The following is a 22,563-nucleotide window of genomic DNA, read 5'->3' on the forward strand; positions in this document are numbered from 1 at the left end:
TCGACCACCCAAGCTTCACCGAGCGGGCGCCGAAACTCGGCGGGCTGATCGAGTTCTACCGCTCGCCGGCGCGGCTGCAATGGTCGCCGACCGGCACCAACGTGCCGGACTATCCGAAGCTGGCGCAATTGTGGTGGCAGGCGATCGGCGACGCCTCGTCGGGGGCCAAGAGCGCGCAGGAGGCGATGGATTCGCTGTGCGCCGAGCAGGAGAAGGTGCTCGGCCGCCTCGAGCGCGCCGGCGTGCTCGGCGACACCGGCCCCAAACTCGCCGACGAGCACGACCTCGCCTACTGGAACGCCGAAGCCGTCAAGGCCGGCAACCTCGCACCCCAGCTCAAGATCGACAACGAGAAGGAAAAGCCCATCACCGTCAACTATGACGAACTGGTGAAGAGCTGGTCGAAATAGGCTGCTCCATGAGTGGGGGCGGCTTCAGCCGCTCCCGCTCTGGACATCGTTCTGCTCCGCCGGGCGTGTCGCTGCCGCCACGGCATGGATCCTATGGTCTCCGCGACGGACCTTCGGTCCTGCTCCGCCATAGGATGACGAAGGCAATGGGGTTCACAGCCAATCGCCAACGCTGGAGATTGGCGGAAACGCCCTTCACTTCATTATCCTGGGCGAAGCAGGACCGTAGGTCCGTCGCGGAGACCATAGGATCCATGCCGCGCCGGTGACGAAACGCTCCAGCGGCTCAGGATGCCGCCAGGTGGCAAGTATCATAAAATTATTTTCCAAATGTGCGTGAGCGGGCGTGCTCCTGGCAATGTCCTATAGAAGGATAGAAGTGAGTCCGACACATACCCCTTATCCAACTTTGCTTTCGCCGATCCTCCATCGTATCCAAGACAAGAAAATTATTTACAAAACACACTCGTTTGTCTAGGAGAGGACCGGGGCTGCAACGGCTTTCGCGCCGGAACCGCGGCGCAACGACAACCACCTGACCGGGGATGGACACCATGGCACTCGTGACGATGGGGCCGCTGCTGAAGCGCGCGCAGGCGGCACGCTACGGCATCGCCGCCTTCAACATGATCGACTACAACAGCGCCCGTTCGATCGTCGAGGGCGCGGCCGCGCTCGATGCGCCGATCATCGTCCAGGTCTCGGTCAAGACGATCAAGCACTGGGGCTACAAGGCGATCGCCGGCTGGGTGCGCATGCTGGCCGACGACGTCGACGTGCCGGTGGCGCTGCATCTCGACCATTGCAGCGACGCCGATGTCATCCGCCGCTGCATCGACGCCGGCTGGACCTCCGTCATGTTCGACGGCTCGGCGCTGCCGTTCGCCGAGAACCGGGCGCGCTCGCAGGAGATTTATCGCATGACCGAGGCGGCGGGCGTCGGGCTGGAGGCCGAGATCGGCGCCATCGGCGGCGTCGAGGACGACAAGTTCGTGGCCGAGGATGCGGCGATCCTCGCCGACTACGACGAATGCGTGGCGTTCGTGAAGGACATGCCGAACCTCGCGGTGTTCGCGCCGGCGATCGGCACGGCGCACGGCTTCTACAAGGGCCAGCCGAAGATCGCCTACGACCTTCTGGCGCGGATAACCGCGGCGGTTCCCATCCCGATCGCGCTGCATGGCGGCACTGGCCTCAGCCAGGAGCAGTTCGACCGCTGCATCGCCAATGGCTGCGCCAAGGTCAACATCTCCACCATGCACAAGCATCGCTTCATCGAGGGCTTTGTCGGCGTGCGGACCGAGAAGCCGAAACTGGAGGAGCCGCTGCCCTTCATCGCCGGCCAGTACGAGGCGATGAAGAAGGACGTGCTCGACATGATCAGGGCCTTCGGCTCGGCCGGCAGGGCGGCACATGCGGCGGGCCTGGAGGCCCGGCCGTGATGCAGGCGCTGATCTTCGACTGCGACGGCGTGCTCGTCGACACCGAACGCGACGGCCATCGCATCGCCTTCAACCAGGCCTTCGCCGAGCTCGGCCTGGGTACCGAGTGGAGCGTCGCGCGCTATGGCGAGCTGCTGACGACGGCGGGCGGCAAGGAGCGCATGCGCCGTCATTTCGACGAGACGGGATGGCCGGCTGGACATCCGGACAGGGATGCGCTGATCGCGGCGATCCACCGGCTGAAGACCGACATCTTCATGCGCCTCATCCGCACCGGCGAACTGCCGCTCAGGCCGGGCATCCGGCGCATCGTCGACGAGGCGATTGCCGCCGGCATCACGCTGGCGGTCTGCTCGACCTCCAACGAGAAGGCCGTGCAGGCGGTGGTCGACGTCATGCTGGGGCCGGACCGGTCGGAGAGGATTGCCGTCTTTGCCGGCGACGCCGTCGCCGCCAAGAAACCTGCGCCCGACATCTACGATCTGGCGGCGACGACGCTCGGCCTGACGCCGTCGCGCTGCCTGGTGGTCGAGGACAGCAACAACGGCCTCAGCGCCGCCAAGGCGGCCGGCATGCGCTGCATCGTCACCGTGTCGTCCTATACGGGCGCGGAGGATTTTTCGCGCGCCGACCGGGTCGTGCCGGATCTCGACGCCGGCGGGATCGATATCGCCGTGTGCCGGGCGCTGGTCGAGGAACCGGCTGCCGCCTGAGGTCGCTCGTCAGGGTGGCCGTCGGGCTTGTGCCCTTCGGGCTCAAGCGGCGATTGCAGATGCGGCGTTCCCCCTCTCCGTCTCGCCCTACGGGCTCGACACCTCTCCCCCACTTGCGTGGGGGCGAGGAACCCAGGCTGGAGGAGCGCCGCCTTCGCGGCAGCGGTTCCTCGCCCCACGAATGTGGGGAGAGGTGTCGAGGGCGAAGCCCGAGACGGAGAGGGGGAGCGCCATTGCCAAAATAGCCACGGCTCCGGACCCCGCGGCGCCGGCGCCGTCTCAGCCGGTCTTGCCGCCGCGCCGGCGATAGCGCCTTTCCAGGGCCGCGCCGGTGGTGCGCAGGCCTTGGGCGGTTCGTTCGCCCGTGCGGAACAGCGTCGCGACATAGAGCAGGTCGATCAGGAAGAGCTGGCTGAGACGGCCCTCCAGGAAGTCGCCGTGCAGCGGCACGAGCTGATGGCCGGCGCTCCAGGTGATCAGGGCGACCGTGCCGGCGCTGGCCACGTCCGAGGCGGCGTTGCTGGTGATGGCGATCGTCGTCGCGCCATTGTCGCGGGCCAGAACCAGCGCGTCGGCGACCGTCTCGGTGGTTCCGGTGTGCGAGACGCCGACCATCACGTCGCCCGCCTGCAGCGTCGCCGCGACGATCGTCTGCGTATAGCCGTCGCGATAGCTGGTCGCATCGAGGCCGGCCTTCATGAACAGATGCGCCGCCTCGTCGCAGATCGCGGCGGCGCCGCCGACGCCGACGAAGACGATCTTGCGCGCCTTCCGCAAGGCCTCGACCGCGAGCTCCAGCCGGTGCGCGTCGAGCATGCGCTGCGTGCCGTCGAGGCCGGCCATCAGCAGCGAGGCGAGCTTGCCGCTGGTGCTGACAAGCGAGTCGGTCTCGTCGATCTCCAGCGGCAGGTTGACGAAGGCGCTGCGGTTGCGCGTTCCCTCGGCCAGCGACAGCTTCATGTCGGGGTAGCCGCCATAGCCGAGCGCGCGGCTGACGCGGCTGATCGTCGCCTCGCTGACGCCGAGGGTACGGCCGAGCTCGGTGATCGAGCTGTCGAGGCGCTTGTCGGAATTGTTGCGCAGGAAGTCGGCGACGATGCGCTCGGACTTGCGCAGCGTGCCGTAACGCTCCTGGATGCGCTCGAGGAGGTCGCTATGCCTGAGATCAGGGGTCGAGGGCGTGTCCGTCATGCGCGCTTCGTCATGTCAGAGGGCGCCGCAAACGGCGGCATGGGCCGCTAACTATCATCTCTATCTGTAGAAGAAAAGTTTACCCGCAATCGGTCGACGCGTCGGCGCCGGCGGCCAGCCGGGGGCGATGCGGCGCCGGCGGGATGGCGTTGGCGTCCCCTTCGGGTGGATGCGACGAATGTGAGACGGTGTCTGAAAGAAATTTTCCGAATTGTCCGCGCTCCAAGATGAGCGGTCCGGCGCCTTGCCCTTCGGATGCATGCTTCTCGGCGACGATTTTCCGATTTGAGGGGCCATAAAAAGTAACGTCTATAGTCTGTTAACGGGTTTCTTCTGGTGTGCCGGCAAGGTGGTCGGGGATATGGTCCGCAATCTTGAAGAAAATTTTCTCGACAAGGCGAGGGTGGAATGTTAGGCAGGTTTCCATCGGAAAATCATGGAAATCCGGGGAGTGAGCATCCATGTCAGCGCAGGCCAGCAAGGCGAACGCCCCTTCGCGGGCGCTTCTGGAAAAACTTTTCAGGACGGCCTACAAGATCCGCGTTTTCGAGACCGAGGGCATCAAGCTCTACCGCCAGGGCCTGATCCGTGGCTATTTCCACCCCTATCTCGGCCAGGAGGGCATCGCCACCGGCGTCTGCGCGGCGCTGAGCGAGGGTGACTTCATCGCCTCCACCCATCGCGGCCACGGCCACTGCATCGCCTGGGGCGCGGACGTCAACCGCATGGTGGCCGAGCTGCTGCAGAAGGAGAGCGGCTATTGCCGCGGCTATGGCGGGTCGATGCACATCGCCGACATCAGCGCCGGCAATCTCGGCGCCAACGGCATCGTCGGCGCCGGCACGCCGCTCGGCGTCGGCGCCGCGCTCGCCGCGCAAATCAAGGGTTCCGATGCGGTGACCGTCACCTTCACCACCGACGGCGCCTCCAACAACGGCACCTTCCTGGAATCGCTGAACCTCGCCGCCATCTGGAACCTCGCCTTCGTGCTGGTCATCGAGAACAACCAGTACGCGGTGTCGACCCGCATCGAGGAATCGACCCGCGAGGTCGAGCTCTACAAGCGCGGCCTCAGCATCGGCGTCGAGAGCCACCAGGTGGACGGCAACGACCCGCTCGCCGTCTACAACCTGACGCAGCAGGCGGTGGAGAAGTGCCGCCGCGGCGAGGGGCCTATCCTGATCGAGGCCAAGACCTACCGCCACATGGGCCACCATGTGAACGACCCCGGCAAGTACATGCCGGCCGACCGGCTCGCCTATTACAAGGAGCGCGACCCCGTCGACCGCGCCCGCAACGCGCTGGTCGAGATGGCCGATGTCGACAAGGCGGAGATCGACGCGATCGAGAGCGAGATCAGGCAGGAGTTCGAGGACGCCGTCGTGTTCTCGAAGGCGAGCCGCGAGATCTCGCTCGCCGAGTTCCGCGAATTCGTCGAAGCCTACTGAGTTTCCGGGGAGAGAGAGCCATCATGGCCAGAGAAATCATGTATCGCGATGCGCTGCGCGAGGCCATCGACGAGGAGATGGAGCGCGACGCCACGGTGTTCATCCTGGGCGAGGGCATCGCCGAGCGCGGCGGCTCCTACAAGGTCACCGAGGGCCTGCTGGCGAAATACGGGGCCAAGCGCGTGCGCGACACACCGATCGCCGAGGCCGGGATGATCGGCGTCGGCGTCGGCGCGGCGATCGCCGGCGCCCGCCCGATCGTCGAGATACTCTATATCGACTTCGCCATGCTCGGCATGGACATGCTGGTCAACCAGGCGGCAAAATTCCGGCTGATGACCGGCGGCGACGGCCGCGTGCCCTTCGTCATGCGCACCCAGGGCGGCACCGGCGGCGGCGTCGCGGCGCAGCACTCGCAGAGCCTGGAGGCGCTGTTCTACCACATTCCGGGCCTGAAGGTGGTCATGCCGTCGACGCCGGCGGATGCCAAGGGCTTGCTGAAATACGCGCTCAGGCAGTCCGATCCGGTGATGTTCCTGGAGCACAAGCATCTCTACATGACCAAGGGCCTGGTGCCCGACGACGAGCACGTCGTCGAGTTCGGCAAGGCCGACATCAAGCGGCCGGGCAGCGACGTCACCCTGATCGCCTGGTCGAACATGGTGCCGCGCGCGCTCGAAGCCGCCGCCAAGCTGGCCGAGCAGGGCATCGAGGCGGAGGTGCTCGACCCGCGCACGCTGGTGCCGCTGGACAAGCAGGCGATCCTCGCCTCGGTTGCCAGGACCAACCGCGTGGTCATCGCGCAGGAGGCCGTGCGGCGCGGCGGCGTCGCCTCCGACATCGCCTCGATCATCCAGGAGGAGGCCTTCTTCGAACTCGACGCGCCGATCGAGATCGTCGCCGGGCTGAACATACCGATCCCGTTCAATCTGGAGCTCGAGAAGGCAAGCGTTCCGCAGGTCGACGACATCGTCGCCGCCGCCCGGCGGGCGCTGCACGCCAAGCCGCTCGCGCTGGCCGCCGAGTGACGGGGGACACGACGATGGCTCTTCATGTGCTGGAAAAGCTCGCCGCGACCAACCCCGACTGCGAGATCTGGTGGGATTCCTCGCCGCTGATCTATGCCGGCTGGAAGGCGGCCGTGCTGAAGGACGCGCCGGCGGCCAAGCGGGCGGAGTGGGAAGCGCAACTCGCCCGCCTGTTCGGCGCCGGCCACGCGGCCGAAACGGGCGAGATGGGGTTTCGCGGCGTCACCACCAACCCGCCGCTCTGCCTGCAGGCGATCCAGGCCGATCCCGCCTTCTGGGCCGACGAGATCCGCAGGCTCGCCGCGCAGAGCGAAGCCGGCGACGTCGAAGGCATCTACTGGGCGATCTATCTCGACGTGGTGCGCCGCGGCGCGGCGATGATCCGCAAGGTGTTCGACGTCTCCGGCGGAAAATACGGCTACGTCTCGGGCCAGGTCGATCCGCGCTTCGTCTCCGACGGGGCGCGCATGCTGGAGCAGGGCCTTGAGCTTGCCGCGATCGCGCCCAACGTGATGGTGAAGATACCCGGCTCCAGGGAAGGCTACGAGGTCATCGAGGAACTGACGGCGCGCGGCATCCCGACCAACAACACGACCTCCTTCACCGTGCCGCAATATGTCGCCTGCATGGACGCAGTGTCGCGTGGGCTGGAGCGCGCCCGGGCGAACGGCGTCGACCTGTCGCGGTGGCGCTCGGTCATCACCCACATGTCGGCCCGGCTCGGCAATGTCGGCGACCTCAAGGCGCAGGCCGAGGCGCGCGGCATCGCGCTGTCGCCCGAGGACATCATTCACGGCGAGCTGGCGGTGCTGAAGCGGGCCTACCGCTACGGCCGCGAGCGCAGCCATCCCAGCAAGATGCTGCAATGCTCGATGCGGGTCGCCGACAGCGGCCCCGGCGGCACGGCGTCGAGCTGGCACATCGCCAAGATCGCCGGCGGCGATTTCGTCTACACCTGCCCGCCCGGCTACATCGCCCAGCTCATGCAGGCCGAGGACCGCCTTCCTCCCTTCGATGCGGGCGCGATCGACGAGGACGCTCCAGCCGAAACCTTGGAGAAGCTGATGCGCATTCCGTATTTCCGCCAGGCCTATGAATTCGACGGCATGAAGCCGGAGGAGTTTTCGCGCTTCGGCGCCTTCGCCAGCACGGCGGCGGAGTTCGCGGCCGCCACCCGCAAGACGGTGGATTTCGTCGCCCAGTCGGTCGAAACCGCGCTGCGCCGCGTCGCCTGAGGGAGGAACCGTCATGGCACGTCCCATTCTGATGCCGCAGGTCGGGCAGGATCTGACCGAAGGCAAGGTCACGGCGCTGAACGTCAAGGTCGGCGATACGGTAGGGAAAGGCGACATCGTCGCCGAGGTGGAGTCGGAGAAGGCGGTGTTCGAGGTGGAGGCCTTCGAGACCGGCACGGTGCTGGAGATCCGCTGCGCGGTCGGCGGGATGGCAACCGTGCTGGAACCGCTGATCATGGTCGGCGAGGAGGGCGAGACCGTGCCGAGCGTGCCTGCCGCCGGCTTCTCCGGCGAGGACGCCCAGGCGATCGTCGGCAAGGCCGCGGAAAGCGTCGCCGTCCTGCCCGTCGAGGCCGGCCACCAGGCCGAGGCCTTGCTCAGGACCGGGACGGGCGGCTCCTCGCCGCTCGCCCGCCGCATCGCTGCCGCCGCCGGGCTCGATCTCGCGGCGATCCAGGGCAGCGGCCCGCGCGGCGCCGTCGTCAAGCGCGACGTCGAAGCCTATCAGCGCAGCGGCAAGGGCGGCCCGACCTCCGTGGTCGCCTTCAGCGGCGGACCGGCGCGCCCTGCTGCGGGCGGAACACTGCCGCTGCGCACGCTGCAGTCCGGTACCGGCGATCCCGTCGTCTTCATCCACGGTTTTGGTGGCGAGCTGTCGGCCTGGCGGCCGCTGCTGGCGCATCTCGGCCTCGCCAATCCGGTGCTTGCCCTCGACCTGCCCGGGCACGGCTCCGCGGCCGGCGTGACGGCGAGCGATTTCGAGGCGCTGGTCGCCGCGGTCCATGGCGCCCTGGCCGCCGACAAGGTCGAGCGCCTGCACCTGGTCGGCCACTCGCTGGGTGCCGCGGTCGCCGCAAGCATCGCCGGCGGCGGCGACCTGGACGTGCGCTCGCTGTCGCTGCTTTCGCCGGCCGGGCTCGGCCCGAAGATCAACGGCGACTATGTCGCGGGCTTCCTGTCGGCAAGCTCCGAGGCGGCGCTGAGGGTGTGGCTCGAGCTGCTGGTCCACGATCCGGCGACCCTTCCGGGGGTGCTGGTGCGGGCGACGCTTGCCGGTCGCGACGGCACGGCCATGGTCGACAACCAGGCGAGGCTGGCAAGCGGCGTCTTTGCCGGCAGCACGCAGCTGTTCTCGGTGCGCGACGCGCTGAAGCGCTTCGGCGGGCCGACCCGCGTCATCGTCGGCACGGAGGACCGGATCATTCCGGCGGCGCAGGCCGAAGGCTTGCCGGCGCATGTGGCGCTGCACCGGCTGCCGCAGGTCGGCCACCTGCCGCAACTCGAGGCCGCCGCGCTGGTCGGCCGCCTCGTCACCGAAACCGTCCGAAGCGCCGGCTGATCCGGCGCTTCTCCTCCCGGCCCTGCCGCGCGCCGTTCCGGCGCGTGGCGGCGGTCGGTTCCGGATCGCGGTCGTACCCGCCCCGGCTTCAGCGTCTGAAAGGAAGGCCCGATGTCGGCCTATGACGTCATCATCGTCGGTGCCGGTCCCGGCGGCTATGTCGCCGCCATCCGGGCCGGCCAGCTCGGGCTGCGCACGGCGATCGTCGAGCGCAGCCATCTCGGCGGCGTCTGCCTGAACTGGGGCTGCATTCCGACCAAGTCGCTGCTGCATTCGGCCGAGCTGCTCGACGGCCTGCGCCGCGCCTCGACCTTCGGCATCGGCGTGGCCGAGCCTTCGGTCAGCTTGGCGAAGATGGTGGATCGCTCGCGCGCGGTGGCGGCCCAGCTCAATTCGGGCGTCCAGTTCCTGCTGCGCAAGAACAAGGTCGACACGATATGGGGCGAGGCCGAGATTTCGGAGCCAGGCCTGGTGCGCGTGCGACCCTCTATCGTCGATGCGCCGAAGGGCGCGCTGCCGCCCGGCGACTACCGCGCGGCGCATGTGATCGTCGCCACCGGCGCGCGCGAGCGCCGCCTGCCGGGCATCGAGCCCGGTGGCGAGCGCGTGTGGTCCTATCACCATGCCATGACCTTGGCAGTTGTCCCGGCCTCGCTCGTCATCGTCGGCGGCGGCGCCATCGGCGTCGAGTTCGCCAGCCTCTATGCCACGCTCGGCACGATGGTCACGCTGGTCGAGCGTATGCCCCGCCTGCTGCCGCAGGAGGACGCGGAGATCGCCGAGCTGATGGCGAAGGCGTTACGCAAGAAGGGCGTCGAGGTGATCTGCGGCGCCGGCGTCTCCAGCCTGATCCCGGCGGCGGACGGCGTCACTGCCGTGATCGCCGACGCGCAGGGCGAAACCCGCCGGGTCGCGGCGGAGCGGCTGCTGTCGGCCGCCGGCGTCGTCGCCAACATCGACGGCCTCGGGCTGGAGCGGCTTGGCGTCGACGTCAGAAACGGCGCGATCGCGGTCGACGGCGCCGGGCGCACCAACGTTCCCGGCCTCTACGCCATCGGCGATGTCGCCGGCGCGCCGATGCTCGCCCACAAGGCCGAGCACGAGGGCATACGCTGCGTCGAGGCGATCGCCGGACGGCCCACCCATGCGGCGGCGGGGCCGGTGCCGTCCTGCGTGTTCTCGCATCCGCAGGTGGCGTCGGTCGGGCTGACGGAAGAGGCGGCGGCGGCCGCCGGGCTCGCGGTCGATGTCGGGCGTTTCGGTTTCCGCGGCAACGGCAAGGCGGTGACGCTCGGCGAGACCGACGGGCTGGTGAAGGTGCTTTGCGAGCGCGGCAGCGGGCGCCTGGTCGGCGCCCACATTATCGGTCCGAGCGCCAGCGAACTCGTTCCGGTGTTCTCGCTGGCGCTGACGCTCGGCGCCACGCGCGACCAGGTGCTGGCGACGGTGTTCCCGCATCCGACCCTGTCGGAGGCGCTGCAGGAGGCCGTGCTGGCTTCCGACGGCCGCGCCATCCACGCCTAGCGGGATGTTATCGAAATGAATCGGAATCCGGTTCCATCTATCTGTTTTTGCAGCATGATCCTTGTTCGAAACGCCTTCGATTGCTCAGGCTCATGCCCTGATGCTGGATGAAATGTGGATGAAGCCGATCATCCGACTCCAATTCTTCGTCTTTTCCGCATAGTTCCGGAAAGACTTCGGGATCACGCATCAGAGGACATGGCCGCGATGGACATCGGGACGACAACGGGTGCCAGGGGAACGATCATCTTCGATCTCGACGGGACGCTGGTCGACAGCGTGCCGGACCTCGCCGGCGCGCTCGACAGCCTGATGGCGGAAAAGGGCCTCGAGGCGATCGGCATCCCGGCGGCACGCAAGCTGATCGGCCATGGCATACCCAATCTGGTGCGCAGCGCGCTGACGCTGCGCGGTGTCGTCTGGCGGGACGAGCAGGGCGCCGCCGACGTGAAGCGTTTCACCGAGATCTATGCGACGCGCCTGTCCCGCGAGACGCGTCCCTATCCGGACGTCGAACGCGTGCTCGCCATGCTTGCGGCGGAAGGCTGGCGGCTGGCGGTCTGCACCAACAAGATGGAGCGCTTCGCCCGCGCCATCGTCGACGATCTCGGCCTCGGCCGCTATTTCGCCGTCGTCGCCGGACCGGACACTTTCGGCGTCGGCAAGCCGGACCCGCGCCACCTCACCGAGACGGCACGCGCAACCGGCGGTGGCGCGCCGGTCGTCTTCGTCGGCGATTCCGAGGTGGACATCGCCACCGCCAAGGCGGCGGGCGTCCCGGTGATTGCGCTGAGCTACGGATACTCCAAGGTTCCGCTCACCAGCCTGGAGCCGGACGCGCTGATCGACGGTTTTGACGAGCTGCCGGCGGCGCTGGATGCAATCCTCGTCGCCTCCTGGAAGGCGGCGTGACGAAAGGGAACGATCGCGGACGCGCAAGCCCGCCGGGGCAGCGCGCGCCGCGCATCAGGAGAGGAAGACCATGGCGCTGAGGCTGTCGCTGAATACCAATCCGCTGGTCAACCGGTTCGCCGATGTCGACGACCTCGTCGATACGCTGGCCGAGCGCATCCGCATCGGCTACGTCCAGCTGACGCCGGAGTTCATCAACCCGTCCTGGCCGGCCTCGGTCATCACCAAGCGGCTGCGCCAGTTCCGCAAGGCGATCGACCGGACCGGGATCAGGATCACCTCGGTGATGACCAGCACCTATGGCCGCCTGAACCATTTCGGCCATTCCGACGCTGACGTGCGCAAATATTATGTCGAGTGGTTCCGCACCCTGGCTGACATCGCCGGCGAACTGGGCGCCGACGGCATGGGCTCGCAATTCGCCGTGTTCACGCAGAAGGACTACGACGATCCGCGGCGCCGCGAGGCGCTGATCGAGACGGTGATCGACTGCTGGCGCGATGTCGCCGAGCAGGGCAGGGCGGCCGGCCTCTCCTATCTCTTCTGGGAGCCGATGTCGGTCGGCCGCGAGTTCGGCCACACCATCGCCGAGTGCCGCGCCTTCGACCGGCGGCTGGCGGCGGCCGGCCTCGCCATTCCCTTCCGCATGATCGTCGACATCGACCACGGCGACGTCACCTCGTCCAATCCGGACGATACCGATCCTTATGCCTGGGCCGCGGCTTTCCCGCGGGAGTCGCCCATCATCCATGTCAAGCAGTCGTCGATGAACAAGGGTGGCCACTGGCCCTTCACCGCCCAGCACAACAAGGACGGCCGCATCCAGCCGGAGAAGCTGATCCGGACGGTGAAGGAAGCCGGCGGCACCGACAACGAGATCTGCATGGAGCTCTCCTTCCGCGAGCGCGAGCCGACCGACAGCAACGTCGTCGAGATGATCCGTGAATCGGTCGCCTATTGGGAGCCGCACATCGATACCGGCTTCAACGGCCGCTGAGCTATTTCGCGCCGGTCGAGGCCGGCAAGACGCAAAGACGACGCGGCGTGGCCGCGCAGGAGGGAAGAGCGGGCATGACGAAGACGTTCTGGGTCGGCACGAGCTGGAAGATGAACAAGACGCTGGCCGAGGCGATGACCTTCGCCGAGCGGCTCGCCGCCGCCGATGACCGCCGGCACCCGCGCGTCCAGCGTTTCGTCATCCCGCCCTTCACGGCGGTCAGGCAGGTGAAGGAGCGGCTGTCGGCCACCAGCGTCAAGGTCGGCGCGCAGAACATGCACTGGGAGGACGGCGGCGCCTGGACGGGCGAGATTTCGCCGGTGATGCTGAAGGACTGCGGCCTCGACCTGGTGGAGATCGGGCACAGCGAGCGGCGCGAGTTCTTCAACGAGACCGACGAGGCGGTCGGGCGCAAGACGGCGGCCGCCGTCCGCCACGGCCTCGTCCCGCTCGTCTGCATCGGCGAGACGCTTGCCGAGCGCGAGGCGGGCCGCGCCGACGAGGTGCTGAAGCGGCAGGTGGAGGCGGCGCTGGCGCCGCTGGAAGGCGAGCAGAAGCAGGCTCCCGTCCTGCTCGCCTACGAACCCGTCTGGGCCATCGGCGTCAACGGCATCCCGGCGACCATGGACTACGCCAACGCACGCCACGAGAAGATCGCGGCGGTCGCCAGGGCCGCGCTCGGGGTCGCCGTGCCGATCCTCTACGGCGGCAGCGTCAACCCGGACAACTGCGCCGAGCTGATCGGCCAGCCGGCGATCGACGGGCTGTTCATCGGCCGCAGCGCGTGGACCGCCGAGGGTTATCTGGACATTCTCGACCGGACGGCGCGGGCGATCTGAGCCGCATCGTAGGATCACAGCGCGCCGGACCCGCCGGACGCAGCAAGATCGGACTGCCGATGTTGTAGCGCCGATTACGCGAGGCCGGAGACCTCGCCGTGATCCAGCCTACTCGGCCGCCTCGCGGACCGGGATCAGGCGGCGTTCCACCTGCTGGAGATGCAGCCGCATGGCCGCCGCGGCGCCGGCGAGGTCGCGCTCGGCGATTGCGTCGACGATCTTCTCATGATCGGCGAAGCTGTGATGGTCGGCCGGAGGACGCGCGCCGTCCGCCCGCAGGCGGCCCCAGACCACGGTGCGGCGCACGGCGTTGAGCACGTCGAACAGGCCGAGCAGCACCGTGTTGCCGCTCGCCTGGGCGATCTGGCGGTGCAGCAGGTTGTCGATGTTCTCGTATTGCCGCCACGTCGCGGCCTCGCGCGTCTGGGCGAGCGACTGGCGCATCGCCGCGATGTCATCCAGCGTGGCGTGCAGGGCCGCCTCGCGCGCGATCTCGGATTCGACGATCAGCCGCGCCCGCATCACGTCCCTCGGATTGGTGCGCTGGGCGATGTCGGAGATGCCGATCGTCTCCTCGACCGGGCCGCTGCCGACGAAGGTGCCCTTGCCGACATGGCGCCAGATGCGGCCGTCCTTCTCCAGCACCGCAAGCGCCTTGCGCAGGTCGCCGCGCGACACGCCCAGCGTCTCGCACAGTTCGCGCTCCGGCGGCAGCCGCGTCTCGCCGGCGGGCTCCATCTGCGCGAGATAGGCCTGCAGCTGCACCAGGGCAGCGTGGCCGCCGTTTCCAATCGTCTCCATTGGTTTGACCAATCCCGATGATCTCGTCGCGGTGTTAGATCGAATGGCAGATTCCGTCAATGTTCCAAGCGCCTGGCCTCTCCATGGTGAGCCCTTCCCGCTTTCGTGACAAGCATCTCTTGACCAATCCGCGCTTGGTGTTTAACCATTAGAAAAATTGGTTACAAAAACCAACGGGAGGAACAGCCGTGACCAGCCTTTGCAGACGTGTCCTGTTAGCGGGTGCCTTCGCCCTGGGGCTCGCCGGCGCCATGCCGGTGGGAGCCGCCAGCGCCGGCGACATGCGCATCGCCTTTGGCGACCTGCCCGGCATCGAATCGATCCAGACGCTTGCCGCCATCGAGCGCGCCAGGGAGCGCGGGGTGAACGTCGAGCTGATCATCCTCAACGACGAGGATCTGGCCGCCCAGGCGATCGTCTCGGGCCAGGCCGATGTTGGCATCGGCGCGCCCTACACGCTCATCCAGAAGGCCGGCGTGCCGATCCGCCTGTTCGCGCAGATATCGACGCTGCGCTTCTTTCCCGTCGTCAACGGCGAGCACTACAAGGAGTGGAAGGATCTCGACGGGCAGGAGGTCGCCGTCCAGGCCCGCGGCTCCGGCACCGAGGCGGTCATGCTGCTGATGGCCAAGAACCACGGCATCACGCTCGGCAAGGTCAGCTACGTGCCGGGCTCGGAAGTGCGCCGCAACGCGCTCATCCAGGGCACGATCAAGGCCTCGATCGTCGACGCGGCCAACCGGCGCGCGCTCGAAGCCGAGGCGCCGGGCCGCTTCATCGTGCTGCCGGTCGACGACCTGAAGGCGACCGACGAGGGCCTGTTCGCCACGGCCGACTACCTGAAGAACAACGCGGCCGACATCGACATCCTGGTCGAGGAGCTGATGAAGACGGCGCGCGAGATCGCCGCGAACCCGGCCGTCGCCGTCGAGTTTCGCAACAAGTACAAGCTGCTGCCGGACCTGGGGGCGGAGGCCGACACCGAGATCTCCGAATATTACAAGGAGAGCGCCGACGCCGGCAGCCTGGTGCTGAACGGCGGCGGCGCCGAGGCGGCCAAGGACGATTTCGCCTTCTTCAGCCTGTCCGGGCAGATCGATGGCGATCCGGCGACCCTCAAGGTCGAGGAGTTCTGGGACGTGGCGGCGATCGATCGCGCCGCCGGCAAGCTCGGCGCGAAGTAGGCGCTGGGATGGCGATCGGCATCAGGACAGGGGAGGAGGGGTCGGCCGGCCTCGCCTCCGCTCCGGCCCGCAGCGAGGCCGGAGGGTGGCGGGACCGGCCGATACTCCTCAGGATCATCTCGATCGTGCTGTTCGCGATGGTCTGGGAAATCGCCGGCCGGATACCGGTGAGCTTTGCGTTTCCGACCTTCCTCGACACGCTTGCCGCCTTCTTCGGCCTGATCGCCGACGGCAGCCTGCCGATGGCCTATCTATCGACGCTGCAGCCGCTGCTGCTCGGGGTGGTGCTGTCGGCCTTCCTCGGCGTCGGCCTCGGCACGATCTGCGGGCTGTGGCGCCCCGGCGAGTGGCTTGTGATCCCGATCTTCATCGTGCTGCAGGCGGCGCCGGTCGCGGCGTTCATCCCGATGGTCACCTTCGTCTACGGCATCGGCATGACGGCAAAGACGCTCGCGGTGATGATCCTCGCCTTGCCGGTGATCGTGCTCAACACCTACAAGGCGGTGCGCAACGTCAACGAATCCCTGCTGGTGATGTGCCGCTCGTTCCTTGGCACGCGATGGCAGGTGGTCGAAAAGATCATCCTGCCGGACGCCAGCCCGGTCATCTTCGCCGGACTGCGCCTCGGCGTGGCGGCGGGTTTCGTCGGCGTCGTGCTGGCGGAACTGCTGATCACGCCGACGGGCATAGGCGACCTCATCACCTTCCACCGCTCGCGCGCCGACTATGCCGAGATGTACGCAACCATCGCCTCGATCATCGCGCTCTCGACCCTGACGCTCGTCGCGCTGCAGTGGGTCGAGGTGCGTGTCTTCAGGCCGGAAAAGAGAGGAGCCTGAGATGCGCACGGCCGTCTTGCGAAAGGAACCGTCGACGATACCCGCAGCAGTCGACACGATCGTGGGGGTGCGGGGCATCTCGAAAAATTACGGAAACGTCGAGGCGCTGCGCGGCATCGACCTCGACTTTCCCAGGGGCAAGCTGACCAGCCTGCTCGGCCCGAGCGGCTGCGGGAAGACGACGCTGCTGAAAATCATCGCCGGCCTGATAGAGGCCGACGCCGGCACGGTCACGATCGACGGCAAGGTGGTCAGGGCGCCCGGCCCGGAACGCGCCTTCGTGTTCCAGGATTTCGCGCTGATGCCGTGGGCGACGGCGCTGCGCAACGTCGCCTTCGGCCTCGAACTGCGCGGCAGGGCCAGGACGGAGCGCGAGGAGATCGCCCGCCACTATCTGTCGGAGGTCGGGCTCGCCGGCTTCGAGGACAAGTATCCGCACGAGCTGTCGGGCGGCATGCGCCAGCGCGTCGGCCTGGCGCGCGCGCTGTCGGTCGATGCCGACGTGCTTTTGCTCGACGAGCCGTTCTCGGCGGTGGACGAGCAGAACCGGCGAAAGTTCCAGGAGGACCTGATCCGGCTGCGCGCCACCCAGAACAAGACCTTCATCTTCGTGACGCATTCGATCGAGGAGGCGGTCTACATCTCCGACCGCATCGTGCTCTTGTCGCCGCGTCCCGGCCGGGTCTCGCAGATCATCGAGCCGGACATCGACCGCTCCGGCGATCCCGAGCGCATCCACCGCGACAAGCACTACCTCGATACGGTCGACGAGATATGGCAGGGATTGCGGCAATATGTGGAGTGACCGGCCATGACGCTGTTCGGCTACCGCGTGCCGATGATGGCCTCGCTGCTGGTCTGGTGCCTGGCATGGGAGATCGTCGGCCGGCTCGACCTGGTGTTCCTGCTGCCGCCCTTCAGCGACGTGCTTCGGGCCGTCGTCGGTCTCGTGCAGACGCCGTCCTGGCAGGGTGCGACGCTGACGACGCTGCGTGCCTTCGTCACCGGCATGACGCTGGCGATCGTGATCGGCGTGCCGCTCGGGGTGTTGATGGGCCGCGTCCGGGTGGCCGACGACCTGCTCGGCATGTGGGTCAACATCTTCTCCAGCGCGCCGCTGTCGGCGCTGGTGCCGGTGCTGATGATCCTGTTCGGCTTCGGCGAGCGGACCATCGTGGCGGCGGTGTTCCTGTTCGCGATCTGGATCATCGTGCTCGATACCCGCGCCGGCGTCCGCCACATCTCGCCGTCGCTGATCGAGATGGCGCGCTCCTACGGCGCGACGCGGCGCGCGCTCTACGCCAAGATCATCCTGTGGGCGGCGCTGCCGGAAATCCTCGCCGGCATCCGGCTCGGCCTCATCCGCGGCGTCAAGGGCGTCGTGATCGGCCAGCTGCTCGTCTCCATCATCGGCTACGGGGCGCTGTTCGAGACGTTCTCGCGCAACTTCCGCATGGCCGAGTTCTGGGCCCTCACCATCATCCTCTTCGCCTTCGCCCTGCTGATCGCCGAACTGATCGAGAGGGCCGAAGCCAAGGTCGAATATTACGCAGGAGCTAGACAGTGACCGTTCATACCAAGGCCGCGACCTACGTCATCGAGCCGCCCGTCATCCCGACGATACCGGTGGCCAACTCCGACGACCTGTTCCCGGTGCGCAGGGTCTATTGCGTCGGCCGCAACTATGCCGCGCATGCCGTCGAGATGGGGCACGACCCCGACAAGGAGCCGCCGTTCTTCTTCCAGAAGAATCCCGACAATCTGAATATAAGCGGGGAGTTCCCCTATCCGCCCGCCTCGAACGACGTCCACTACGAGATCGAGATGGTGGTGGCGCTGAAGGGCGGCGGCAGGGACATCCCGCTCGACAGGGCGCTGGACTGCGTGTTCGGCTACGGCGTCGGCCTCGACATGACGCGGCGCGACCTGCAAGGCAAGGCCAAGGACATGGGCCGGCCCTGGGAGGTCGGCAAGGCCTTCGAGGCGTCGGCGCCCTGCTCTGCGCTTGTTCCGGCCAGCGCAATCGGCAATCCGTCCAGCGGCGCCATCTGGCTCGACGTCAACGGCGAGCGCCGGCAGACCGGCGACCTCAACCAGATGATCTGGAAGGTGCCGGAGATGATCAGCTACCTCTCCGGCCTGTTCACTCTGAAGCCCGGCGACGTCATCCTGTCGGGGACGCCGGCCGGCGTCGGCGCCGTCAAGCGCGGCGACGTGCTCAAGGGCCATGTCGACGGCATCGGCGACCTCGAGGTGCGGGTGGTGTGAGGCGAGCGGTCTTGCCGTAGCGCTGATGATCGCCGGCGCGGCCGCCGCGCCGGCAGCCTATCGAACTCGGCGGTCGGCCGGGTTTTGGGCTCCTCCGCCCAGTCCTTCGAGGAGGGTGACCAGCCACGCCATGCCGGCGTCGCGCATCGCCGGCTGCGGCGCCACGATCGTCAGGGCGAACTTGCCGAGCGGCAGGGGAGGCTCGATGCCGATCACGCCGAAGCGGCTCGCATGCAGCTCGACGAAGCGTCGCGGCAACGCTGAGATCAGATCGCTGTCGGCAAGCACCGCGAGCGCGAACATGAAATTCGGAACCGTCAGCGCAACTCGCCGCGAAAGCCCTTGCCCGGCAAGGACATTGTCGACGAAGCCGTGGGAGTCTCCGGTTTGCGACACTACCAGGTGCCGCAGCCGGCAGTAGTTCGACACGCTGGGGGCGGCCGCGAACGGGTGGCCGGCGCGCGCGGCGACGATGAAATCCTCCTGGTAGAGAAGGCTCCGCCAGAACCGGACGGGAGGATCGTCATAGGGCAGGACGGCGACATCCATCATGCGCGCTTCCAGCTCGGCAAGGGCATCCTGCCAGGCGACTGCGGGGGAGGTTTCCCCCTGACGGGGCAGCAACTGGCGGATGCCGATGGCTATGCCGGGTGCCGCATGCGCCAGCTTTTCGAGCAAGGGCGGCAGGAACACGGCGGACACGCCGTCCGGAGCTCCGATGGTGAAGCGCCGCGTCGATGTCGCCGGATCGAACGGCCGGGCGGTGGCGACGACACCCCGGACGCGGGACAGGATATCGGCGATCGGCTGATCGAGTTCTTCCGCGCGCTGCGTCGGAACGACGCCCCTGGGCGTCTTCAGAAACAGCGGGTCTCCCAGCAGCGAGCGCAAGCGGCCGAGGCCATGGCTCACCGCCGACGGCGAGAGGTTGAGGCGCTGCGCCGCCCGCCCGACATGGCGCTCCTCGAACACGGCTTCGAACAGAACCAGCAGGTTGAGGTCGATTCGCGACAGATCGATTTCATGCAGCATATTGCTGAAATCATATCATTGGATTCATGAGAGCGGAAGTGAGAAGACAGGCCATGCCCGGCACCGGCCGGCACATGACCCAACGGAGCGAATGGATATCCCGATGCTCATGTTCAGGCGCATCAGCAACCCGAAGCGACGCGCGGCGAAAAAAATCTCGCGGCGCATGGCCATGACCCTCGCCCTTGCCGCTCCGCTGTCCGCCCGCGCCGCGCAGGCGTCGCCGGATGCGGACGATGTGCTTGCCGACGTCATCCGCCGCACCGAACAGCAGGCGGCGGCTTTCATGGCCGGCGACATGACAAGATGGGCGGCGCTCATCCGGCTGTCGGACGATTTCACCCTGATGCAGCCGTTCGGTGGTCCGGCCAGCCACGGTTTCGACGGCAGCCCGCGGCATTTGGCCGAACTTGCCGCCTACTTCCGCAATGGCGACGGAACGCTCGAGGTCAGCCAGTCCCATGTGACCCGGGACATGATCGTCCTGGTGATGGTCGAACGCCAGCATGGGGAGGTCGGTGGCCTTCCGGACCAGGAATGGTCGCTGCGGGTTACCCAGGTCTACCGGCGGCAGGAGGCGGAATGGCTCCTGGTGCATCGCCATGCGGACCCGCTGGTGCGCAAGATCGGCCTTGAGCGGGCCGCCGCACTGGCGCGCGGCTGAACGGCAAAGTTCGACACGCGGCGGGCTAAGCGCCGCCGGAGGCAGGATCATGTCAACGCGACGATATCAGCAGTTCGGCCCGCTCGGCCGCGAAATTGATGAAGGTCCGTACCCGTGCCGGCACGAAGCGCTGGCGCGGATAGACGAAATACAGCGATCTCGGCGGGGTCGAGTATTCCGGGAGGACGCGCACCAGCGCCTGCTGGCCGCGCCAGGCTTTTTCCATCGGCGCCGGCAGGTAGCCGATGCCGAGATCGAGGTCGATGAAGCTGCGGCTCACATAGAAGTCGTTGGAGGTGATCGGCGCGTCGAGCGTTACGTCGACGATCTCGCCGCGATACAGCATTTTCCCGTCGCGGCTGAAGCCGACGATCTGATGATCGGCCAGATCTTCGAGCGTTTGCGGCGTGCCGTGGCGGTCGAGATAGGCCTGGCTGGCGTAGTAGCCGCCGTACCCGTCCATGATTTTCCGCACGATAAGGCTCGAATCCTTCAGCGGGCCGACACGGATGGCGAGGTCGATGCCTTCGGCGACCAGGTCGGCGATCCGGTCCATCACCAGCACCTCGACCTTCACGGCCGGGAATTTCTGCCGGTAGGCCATGATCAGCTCGGGCAGCAGGCTGCGGCCGAACACCGTGGGGCCGGTTATCCGCAGCGTGCCCGTCGGTTCGTCGTTGTCGGAGGCGAGTTCCGCCTCGGCGGTCTCGATCTCCTGCAGCGCGGCGCGGCAGCGGTCGAGATAAAGCTCTCCGGCCGACGTCGCCCGCAACTGCCGCGTCGTCCGATGGATGAGCGTCGTGCCGAGGCGCTTTTCGAGCGCCGCGACCTTGGCGCTGACGGTCGTCGTGGGCATGCCGAGCAGACGGGCCGCGGCGGCGAAGCTGCCAGCCTCCAGGACGCGGACGAAGACAGTGATCTCATCGATACGCATATCCTGCATTATGCAGAATATTGCACGGTGAATCCAGTCTATGCCGACTAATGCAAAAGGCAGATATGAAGTAGAAGCTTCGGTCTGAAGAGAAACAACTTCGGGTGTCTTGAACCTCCTTGGGGTCATGGTGACCCGGGTCAGACTACAGAGAAGATAGCAGGCGCAGTTCTTGAAATCATAGATCAGTCGAGCGCGCCTGCGGTGCCCTCCAAACCATCGTCACGCTGACAGGCCTGCACCATCCGCGCAGGGCTGTGCCGGAGGTTTGCCTGGGACCAGGTGTCTTGGCCAGGGCAGCGGCCAGGCGACGAAGGCGGGCAAAGCCGCCGCCGCGGCGTCGTGGCCTCAATCGTGGGGAGAATCGCATGGACTTCTGGACGGAAGCTATCGGCTTTCTGGGCAGCGGCTTCGCCGTGCTCACCTACTGGATGCGGGACATGCTGCCGCTGCGGATCGCAGCGGTGCTGAGCTGCCTGTTCTTCATCGCCTATGCGGTGGCGATCGGCAGCCTGCCGCTGCTGACGATGGAAATCGTGCTGTTGCCGATCAACGCCTACCGGCTGCTCGAACTGCGCCGCGGCAGGCAGCCGGATCCGGCCAAAGTGCAGGTGAGTAACTGACATGCTGGAAAGACCCAACCCGATCATCCGGCGCGCCGCCAGGGACGAGATCGCCGAGATCGCCGATCTCGTCGCGGCGGCCATCGAGACGTTCCGCGGCATCGTCCGCGACAAGGTGCTCGACCTCTACATCCAACACTCCCGCGATGCCGTTGCCCGCTGGAACCACGACGTCCTGGTCGTCGAGGCGGAAGGCCGCCTGGCCGGCACTGTCACCTATGTCGATCGAACGCATGAAGCCGGATACGGCCTGCCGGCGGACTGGTCGACATTCCGCACGCTCGCCGTTCATCCATCGGCACGCGGCAGGGGGCTGGGCGCCGCCCTGGTTCAGCATTGCATCGAAACGGCTCGCCGCGACGGGGCGTCGGTGCTGGGCATCCATGCCGGCGCCTTCATGGCGATCGCGCGCGGCATGTACAAGCGCGCCGGCTTCGTGCGCTGCCCCGAATACGATCTGTTTGCCTCCGGCGTCTTCGACTTCGACCCGTCCGAGGGCGATGTCCTGGTCGCGGCCTATCGGCTGGACCTTTGACCCGCGCGGCGCATCCAAGGAACACGATCATGCCAGAGACGCACCTCTATCTGTTGCTGTGGGCCGCGCTGTCCTTCTGGGTGCTCGGGCAGATCTGGCTGGTGCAGATCGTCATCTATCCGCTGTTCGCCAAGGTCGGCGAGCGCGACTATGTCGGTTACCACGGGTTCTATTCGCGGCGCATTCCGCTGCCGGTGATCCTGCCGGGTTTCGCCAGTTTCCTGCTGCCGATCGCGCTCGCCTTCTGCGGCCCGGCCGTGCCGCCGTGGATGACCATCGTCAACATAGCGGCGGGAGTCGTCGGCCTCCTGGTGACCGTCGGTTTGGAAATCCCACGGCACGGAAAGCTGGAGAGGTTGGGCAAGAACGAACCCCTTATCGCTGAGCTCATCCGCTACAACTGGCCACGCACGGCCTCGATCACCGTCCAGGCGATCGTCACGATGTTCATGCTGGCGCACGTGCTCGGAGGCTGATCGAAGCGCTCCACCATAACAACAAGGCAAAGGCGCCGCGGTTTCAGCCGCCAGGATCACGACCGACGGTCGATGCATCCGGCTGCTTGCCGCAAACGACCTGACGCCACTCACCATCCAGCTGGAATT

The 22,563-nt window shown here is 67.1% G+C and carries 23 protein-coding genes and 1 pseudogene; 20 read left to right on the forward strand and 4 right to left on the reverse strand.

All coding sequences use genetic code 11. The features are described from left to right. The 3 genes and pseudogenes from C7I84_RS23010 to C7I84_RS23020 form a co-directional block, all read left to right on the forward strand. Positions 1-410 (forward strand): annotated as a pseudogene (locus C7I84_RS23010) (carbohydrate ABC transporter substrate-binding protein); the annotation flags it as partial. A 554-nt stretch (positions 411-964) separates the two neighbouring features. Then, positions 965-1,852, forward strand: a complete 888-nt coding sequence (locus tag C7I84_RS23015) for a class II fructose-bisphosphate aldolase (RefSeq protein ID WP_165816182.1) — start codon at positions 965-967, stop codon at positions 1,850-1,852. Next, positions 1,852-2,565: an HAD-IA family hydrolase gene (locus tag C7I84_RS23020; RefSeq protein ID WP_106774568.1), complete on the forward strand. Its 714-nt coding sequence runs from the start codon at positions 1,852-1,854 to the stop codon at positions 2,563-2,565. Before C7I84_RS23015 ends, C7I84_RS23020 begins: the two co-directional genes overlap by 1 nt. Before the next feature lie 279 nt (positions 2,566-2,844). Here C7I84_RS23020 and C7I84_RS23025 read toward each other — a convergent pair whose 3' ends face one another. Beyond that, positions 2,845-3,756, reverse strand: a complete 912-nt coding sequence (locus C7I84_RS23025; RefSeq protein ID WP_106774569.1) for a MurR/RpiR family transcriptional regulator — start codon at positions 3,754-3,756, stop codon at positions 2,845-2,847. A gap of 461 nt (positions 3,757-4,217) precedes the next feature. On the opposite strand from C7I84_RS23025, the gene C7I84_RS23030 reads away from it, so the two are divergent. The 8 genes from C7I84_RS23030 to C7I84_RS23065 all read left to right on the forward strand — a co-directional run bounded on the left by C7I84_RS23030 (position 4,218) and on the right by C7I84_RS23065 (position 13,078). Continuing rightward, positions 4,218-5,204, forward strand: coding sequence for a thiamine pyrophosphate-dependent dehydrogenase E1 component subunit alpha (locus tag C7I84_RS23030; protein ID WP_106774570.1), 987 nt, complete (start codon positions 4,218-4,220; stop codon positions 5,202-5,204). Between the two features lie 23 nt (positions 5,205-5,227). After that, positions 5,228-6,232 carry an alpha-ketoacid dehydrogenase subunit beta gene (locus C7I84_RS23035; protein ID WP_106774571.1) on the forward strand — a complete coding sequence of 335 codons (1,005 nt, stop codon included), beginning with the start codon at positions 5,228-5,230 and terminating at the stop codon, positions 6,230-6,232. 14 nt (positions 6,233-6,246) lie between these two features. Further along, complete coding sequence (locus C7I84_RS23040; protein WP_106774572.1) at positions 6,247-7,467, forward strand: transaldolase family protein; 1,221 nt, start codon at positions 6,247-6,249, stop codon at positions 7,465-7,467. Positions 7,468-7,480: 13 nt separating this feature from the next. After that, entirely contained in the window at positions 7,481-8,806 is a 1,326-nt protein-coding gene (locus C7I84_RS23045; RefSeq protein WP_106774573.1) for an acetoin dehydrogenase dihydrolipoyllysine-residue acetyltransferase subunit, read from the forward strand. Between the two features lie 111 nt (positions 8,807-8,917). Further along, positions 8,918-10,330 (forward strand): dihydrolipoyl dehydrogenase, encoded by a 1,413-nt coding sequence (gene lpdA / locus C7I84_RS23050; protein ID WP_106774574.1) that lies wholly within the window; start codon positions 8,918-8,920, stop codon positions 10,328-10,330. A 207-nt stretch (positions 10,331-10,537) separates the two neighbouring features. Further along, entirely contained in the window at positions 10,538-11,242 is a 705-nt protein-coding gene (gph, locus tag C7I84_RS23055; RefSeq protein ID WP_165816183.1) for a phosphoglycolate phosphatase, read from the forward strand. 70 nt (positions 11,243-11,312) lie between these two features. Then, positions 11,313-12,239: a sugar phosphate isomerase/epimerase family protein gene (locus C7I84_RS23060; protein WP_106774576.1), complete on the forward strand. Its 927-nt coding sequence runs from the start codon at positions 11,313-11,315 to the stop codon at positions 12,237-12,239. 74 nt (positions 12,240-12,313) lie between these two features. After that, entirely contained in the window at positions 12,314-13,078 is a 765-nt protein-coding gene (locus C7I84_RS23065) for a triose-phosphate isomerase (protein WP_106774577.1), read from the forward strand. Positions 13,079-13,186: 108 nt separating this feature from the next. Here the strand turns inward: C7I84_RS23065 and C7I84_RS23070 are convergent, their stop codons facing one another. Further along, positions 13,187-13,879 (reverse strand): FadR/GntR family transcriptional regulator, encoded by a 693-nt coding sequence (locus tag C7I84_RS23070; RefSeq protein WP_106774578.1) that lies wholly within the window; start codon positions 13,877-13,879, stop codon positions 13,187-13,189. 188 nt (positions 13,880-14,067) lie between these two features. Here C7I84_RS23070 and C7I84_RS23075 point away from each other — a divergent pair, with 188 nt between their 5' ends. Genes C7I84_RS23075 through C7I84_RS23095 form a run of 5 tightly spaced genes read left to right on the forward strand, consistent with a single transcriptional unit; the run spans position 14,068 to position 18,170 of the window. Continuing rightward, a complete protein-coding gene (locus C7I84_RS23075) occupies positions 14,068-15,063 on the forward strand; it encodes an ABC transporter substrate-binding protein (protein ID WP_106774579.1) in 996 nt (331 codons plus the stop codon). Positions 15,064-15,071: 8 nt separating this feature from the next. After that, positions 15,072-15,902, forward strand: a complete 831-nt coding sequence (locus tag C7I84_RS23080) for an ABC transporter permease (protein WP_106774580.1) — start codon at positions 15,072-15,074, stop codon at positions 15,900-15,902. A 1-nt stretch (position 15,903) separates the two neighbouring features. Next, positions 15,904-16,707 carry an ABC transporter ATP-binding protein gene (locus tag C7I84_RS23085; protein WP_106774581.1) on the forward strand — a complete coding sequence of 268 codons (804 nt, stop codon included), beginning with the start codon at positions 15,904-15,906 and terminating at the stop codon, positions 16,705-16,707. Positions 16,708-16,713: 6 nt separating this feature from the next. Continuing rightward, a complete protein-coding gene (locus C7I84_RS23090) occupies positions 16,714-17,469 on the forward strand; it encodes an ABC transporter permease (RefSeq protein ID WP_106774582.1) in 756 nt (251 codons plus the stop codon). After that, positions 17,466-18,170 (forward strand): fumarylacetoacetate hydrolase family protein, encoded by a 705-nt coding sequence (locus tag C7I84_RS23095; RefSeq protein WP_106774583.1) that lies wholly within the window; start codon positions 17,466-17,468, stop codon positions 18,168-18,170. Before C7I84_RS23090 ends, C7I84_RS23095 begins: the two co-directional genes overlap by 4 nt. Before the next feature lie 57 nt (positions 18,171-18,227). Here C7I84_RS23095 and C7I84_RS23100 read toward each other — a convergent pair whose 3' ends face one another. Further along, positions 18,228-19,202 (reverse strand): LysR family transcriptional regulator, encoded by a 975-nt coding sequence (locus C7I84_RS23100; protein WP_106774584.1) that lies wholly within the window; start codon positions 19,200-19,202, stop codon positions 18,228-18,230. A 103-nt stretch (positions 19,203-19,305) separates the two neighbouring features. Between C7I84_RS23100 and C7I84_RS23105 the strand changes: the two genes are divergently transcribed. After that, on the forward strand, positions 19,306-19,866 hold the full coding sequence (locus C7I84_RS23105; RefSeq protein ID WP_106774632.1) for a YybH family protein: 561 nt from the start codon (positions 19,306-19,308) through the stop codon (positions 19,864-19,866). 52 nt (positions 19,867-19,918) lie between these two features. Here C7I84_RS23105 and C7I84_RS23110 read toward each other — a convergent pair whose 3' ends face one another. Then, positions 19,919-20,800 carry a LysR family transcriptional regulator gene (locus tag C7I84_RS23110; protein ID WP_165816184.1) on the reverse strand — a complete coding sequence of 294 codons (882 nt, stop codon included), beginning with the start codon at positions 20,798-20,800 and terminating at the stop codon, positions 19,919-19,921. A gap of 368 nt (positions 20,801-21,168) precedes the next feature. Here C7I84_RS23110 and C7I84_RS23115 point away from each other — a divergent pair, with 368 nt between their 5' ends. From C7I84_RS23115 to C7I84_RS23125, 3 genes are read left to right on the forward strand one after another with little or no spacing between them, the layout of a single operon-like run. Then, positions 21,169-21,423, forward strand: coding sequence for a YgjV family protein (locus C7I84_RS23115; protein ID WP_106774586.1), 255 nt, complete (start codon positions 21,169-21,171; stop codon positions 21,421-21,423). Between the two features lies 1 nt (position 21,424). Next, positions 21,425-21,958 carry a GNAT family N-acetyltransferase gene (locus tag C7I84_RS23120; protein ID WP_106774587.1) on the forward strand — a complete coding sequence of 178 codons (534 nt, stop codon included), beginning with the start codon at positions 21,425-21,427 and terminating at the stop codon, positions 21,956-21,958. A gap of 29 nt (positions 21,959-21,987) precedes the next feature. Continuing rightward, complete coding sequence (locus tag C7I84_RS23125) at positions 21,988-22,434, forward strand: hypothetical protein (protein ID WP_106774588.1); 447 nt, start codon at positions 21,988-21,990, stop codon at positions 22,432-22,434. Positions 22,435-22,563 lie beyond the last annotated feature (129 nt).

Origin of the sequence: Kumtagia ephedrae, assembly GCF_003012745.1 — a bacterium.
Lineage (GTDB): Bacteria > Pseudomonadota > Alphaproteobacteria > Rhizobiales > Rhizobiaceae > Kumtagia > Kumtagia ephedrae.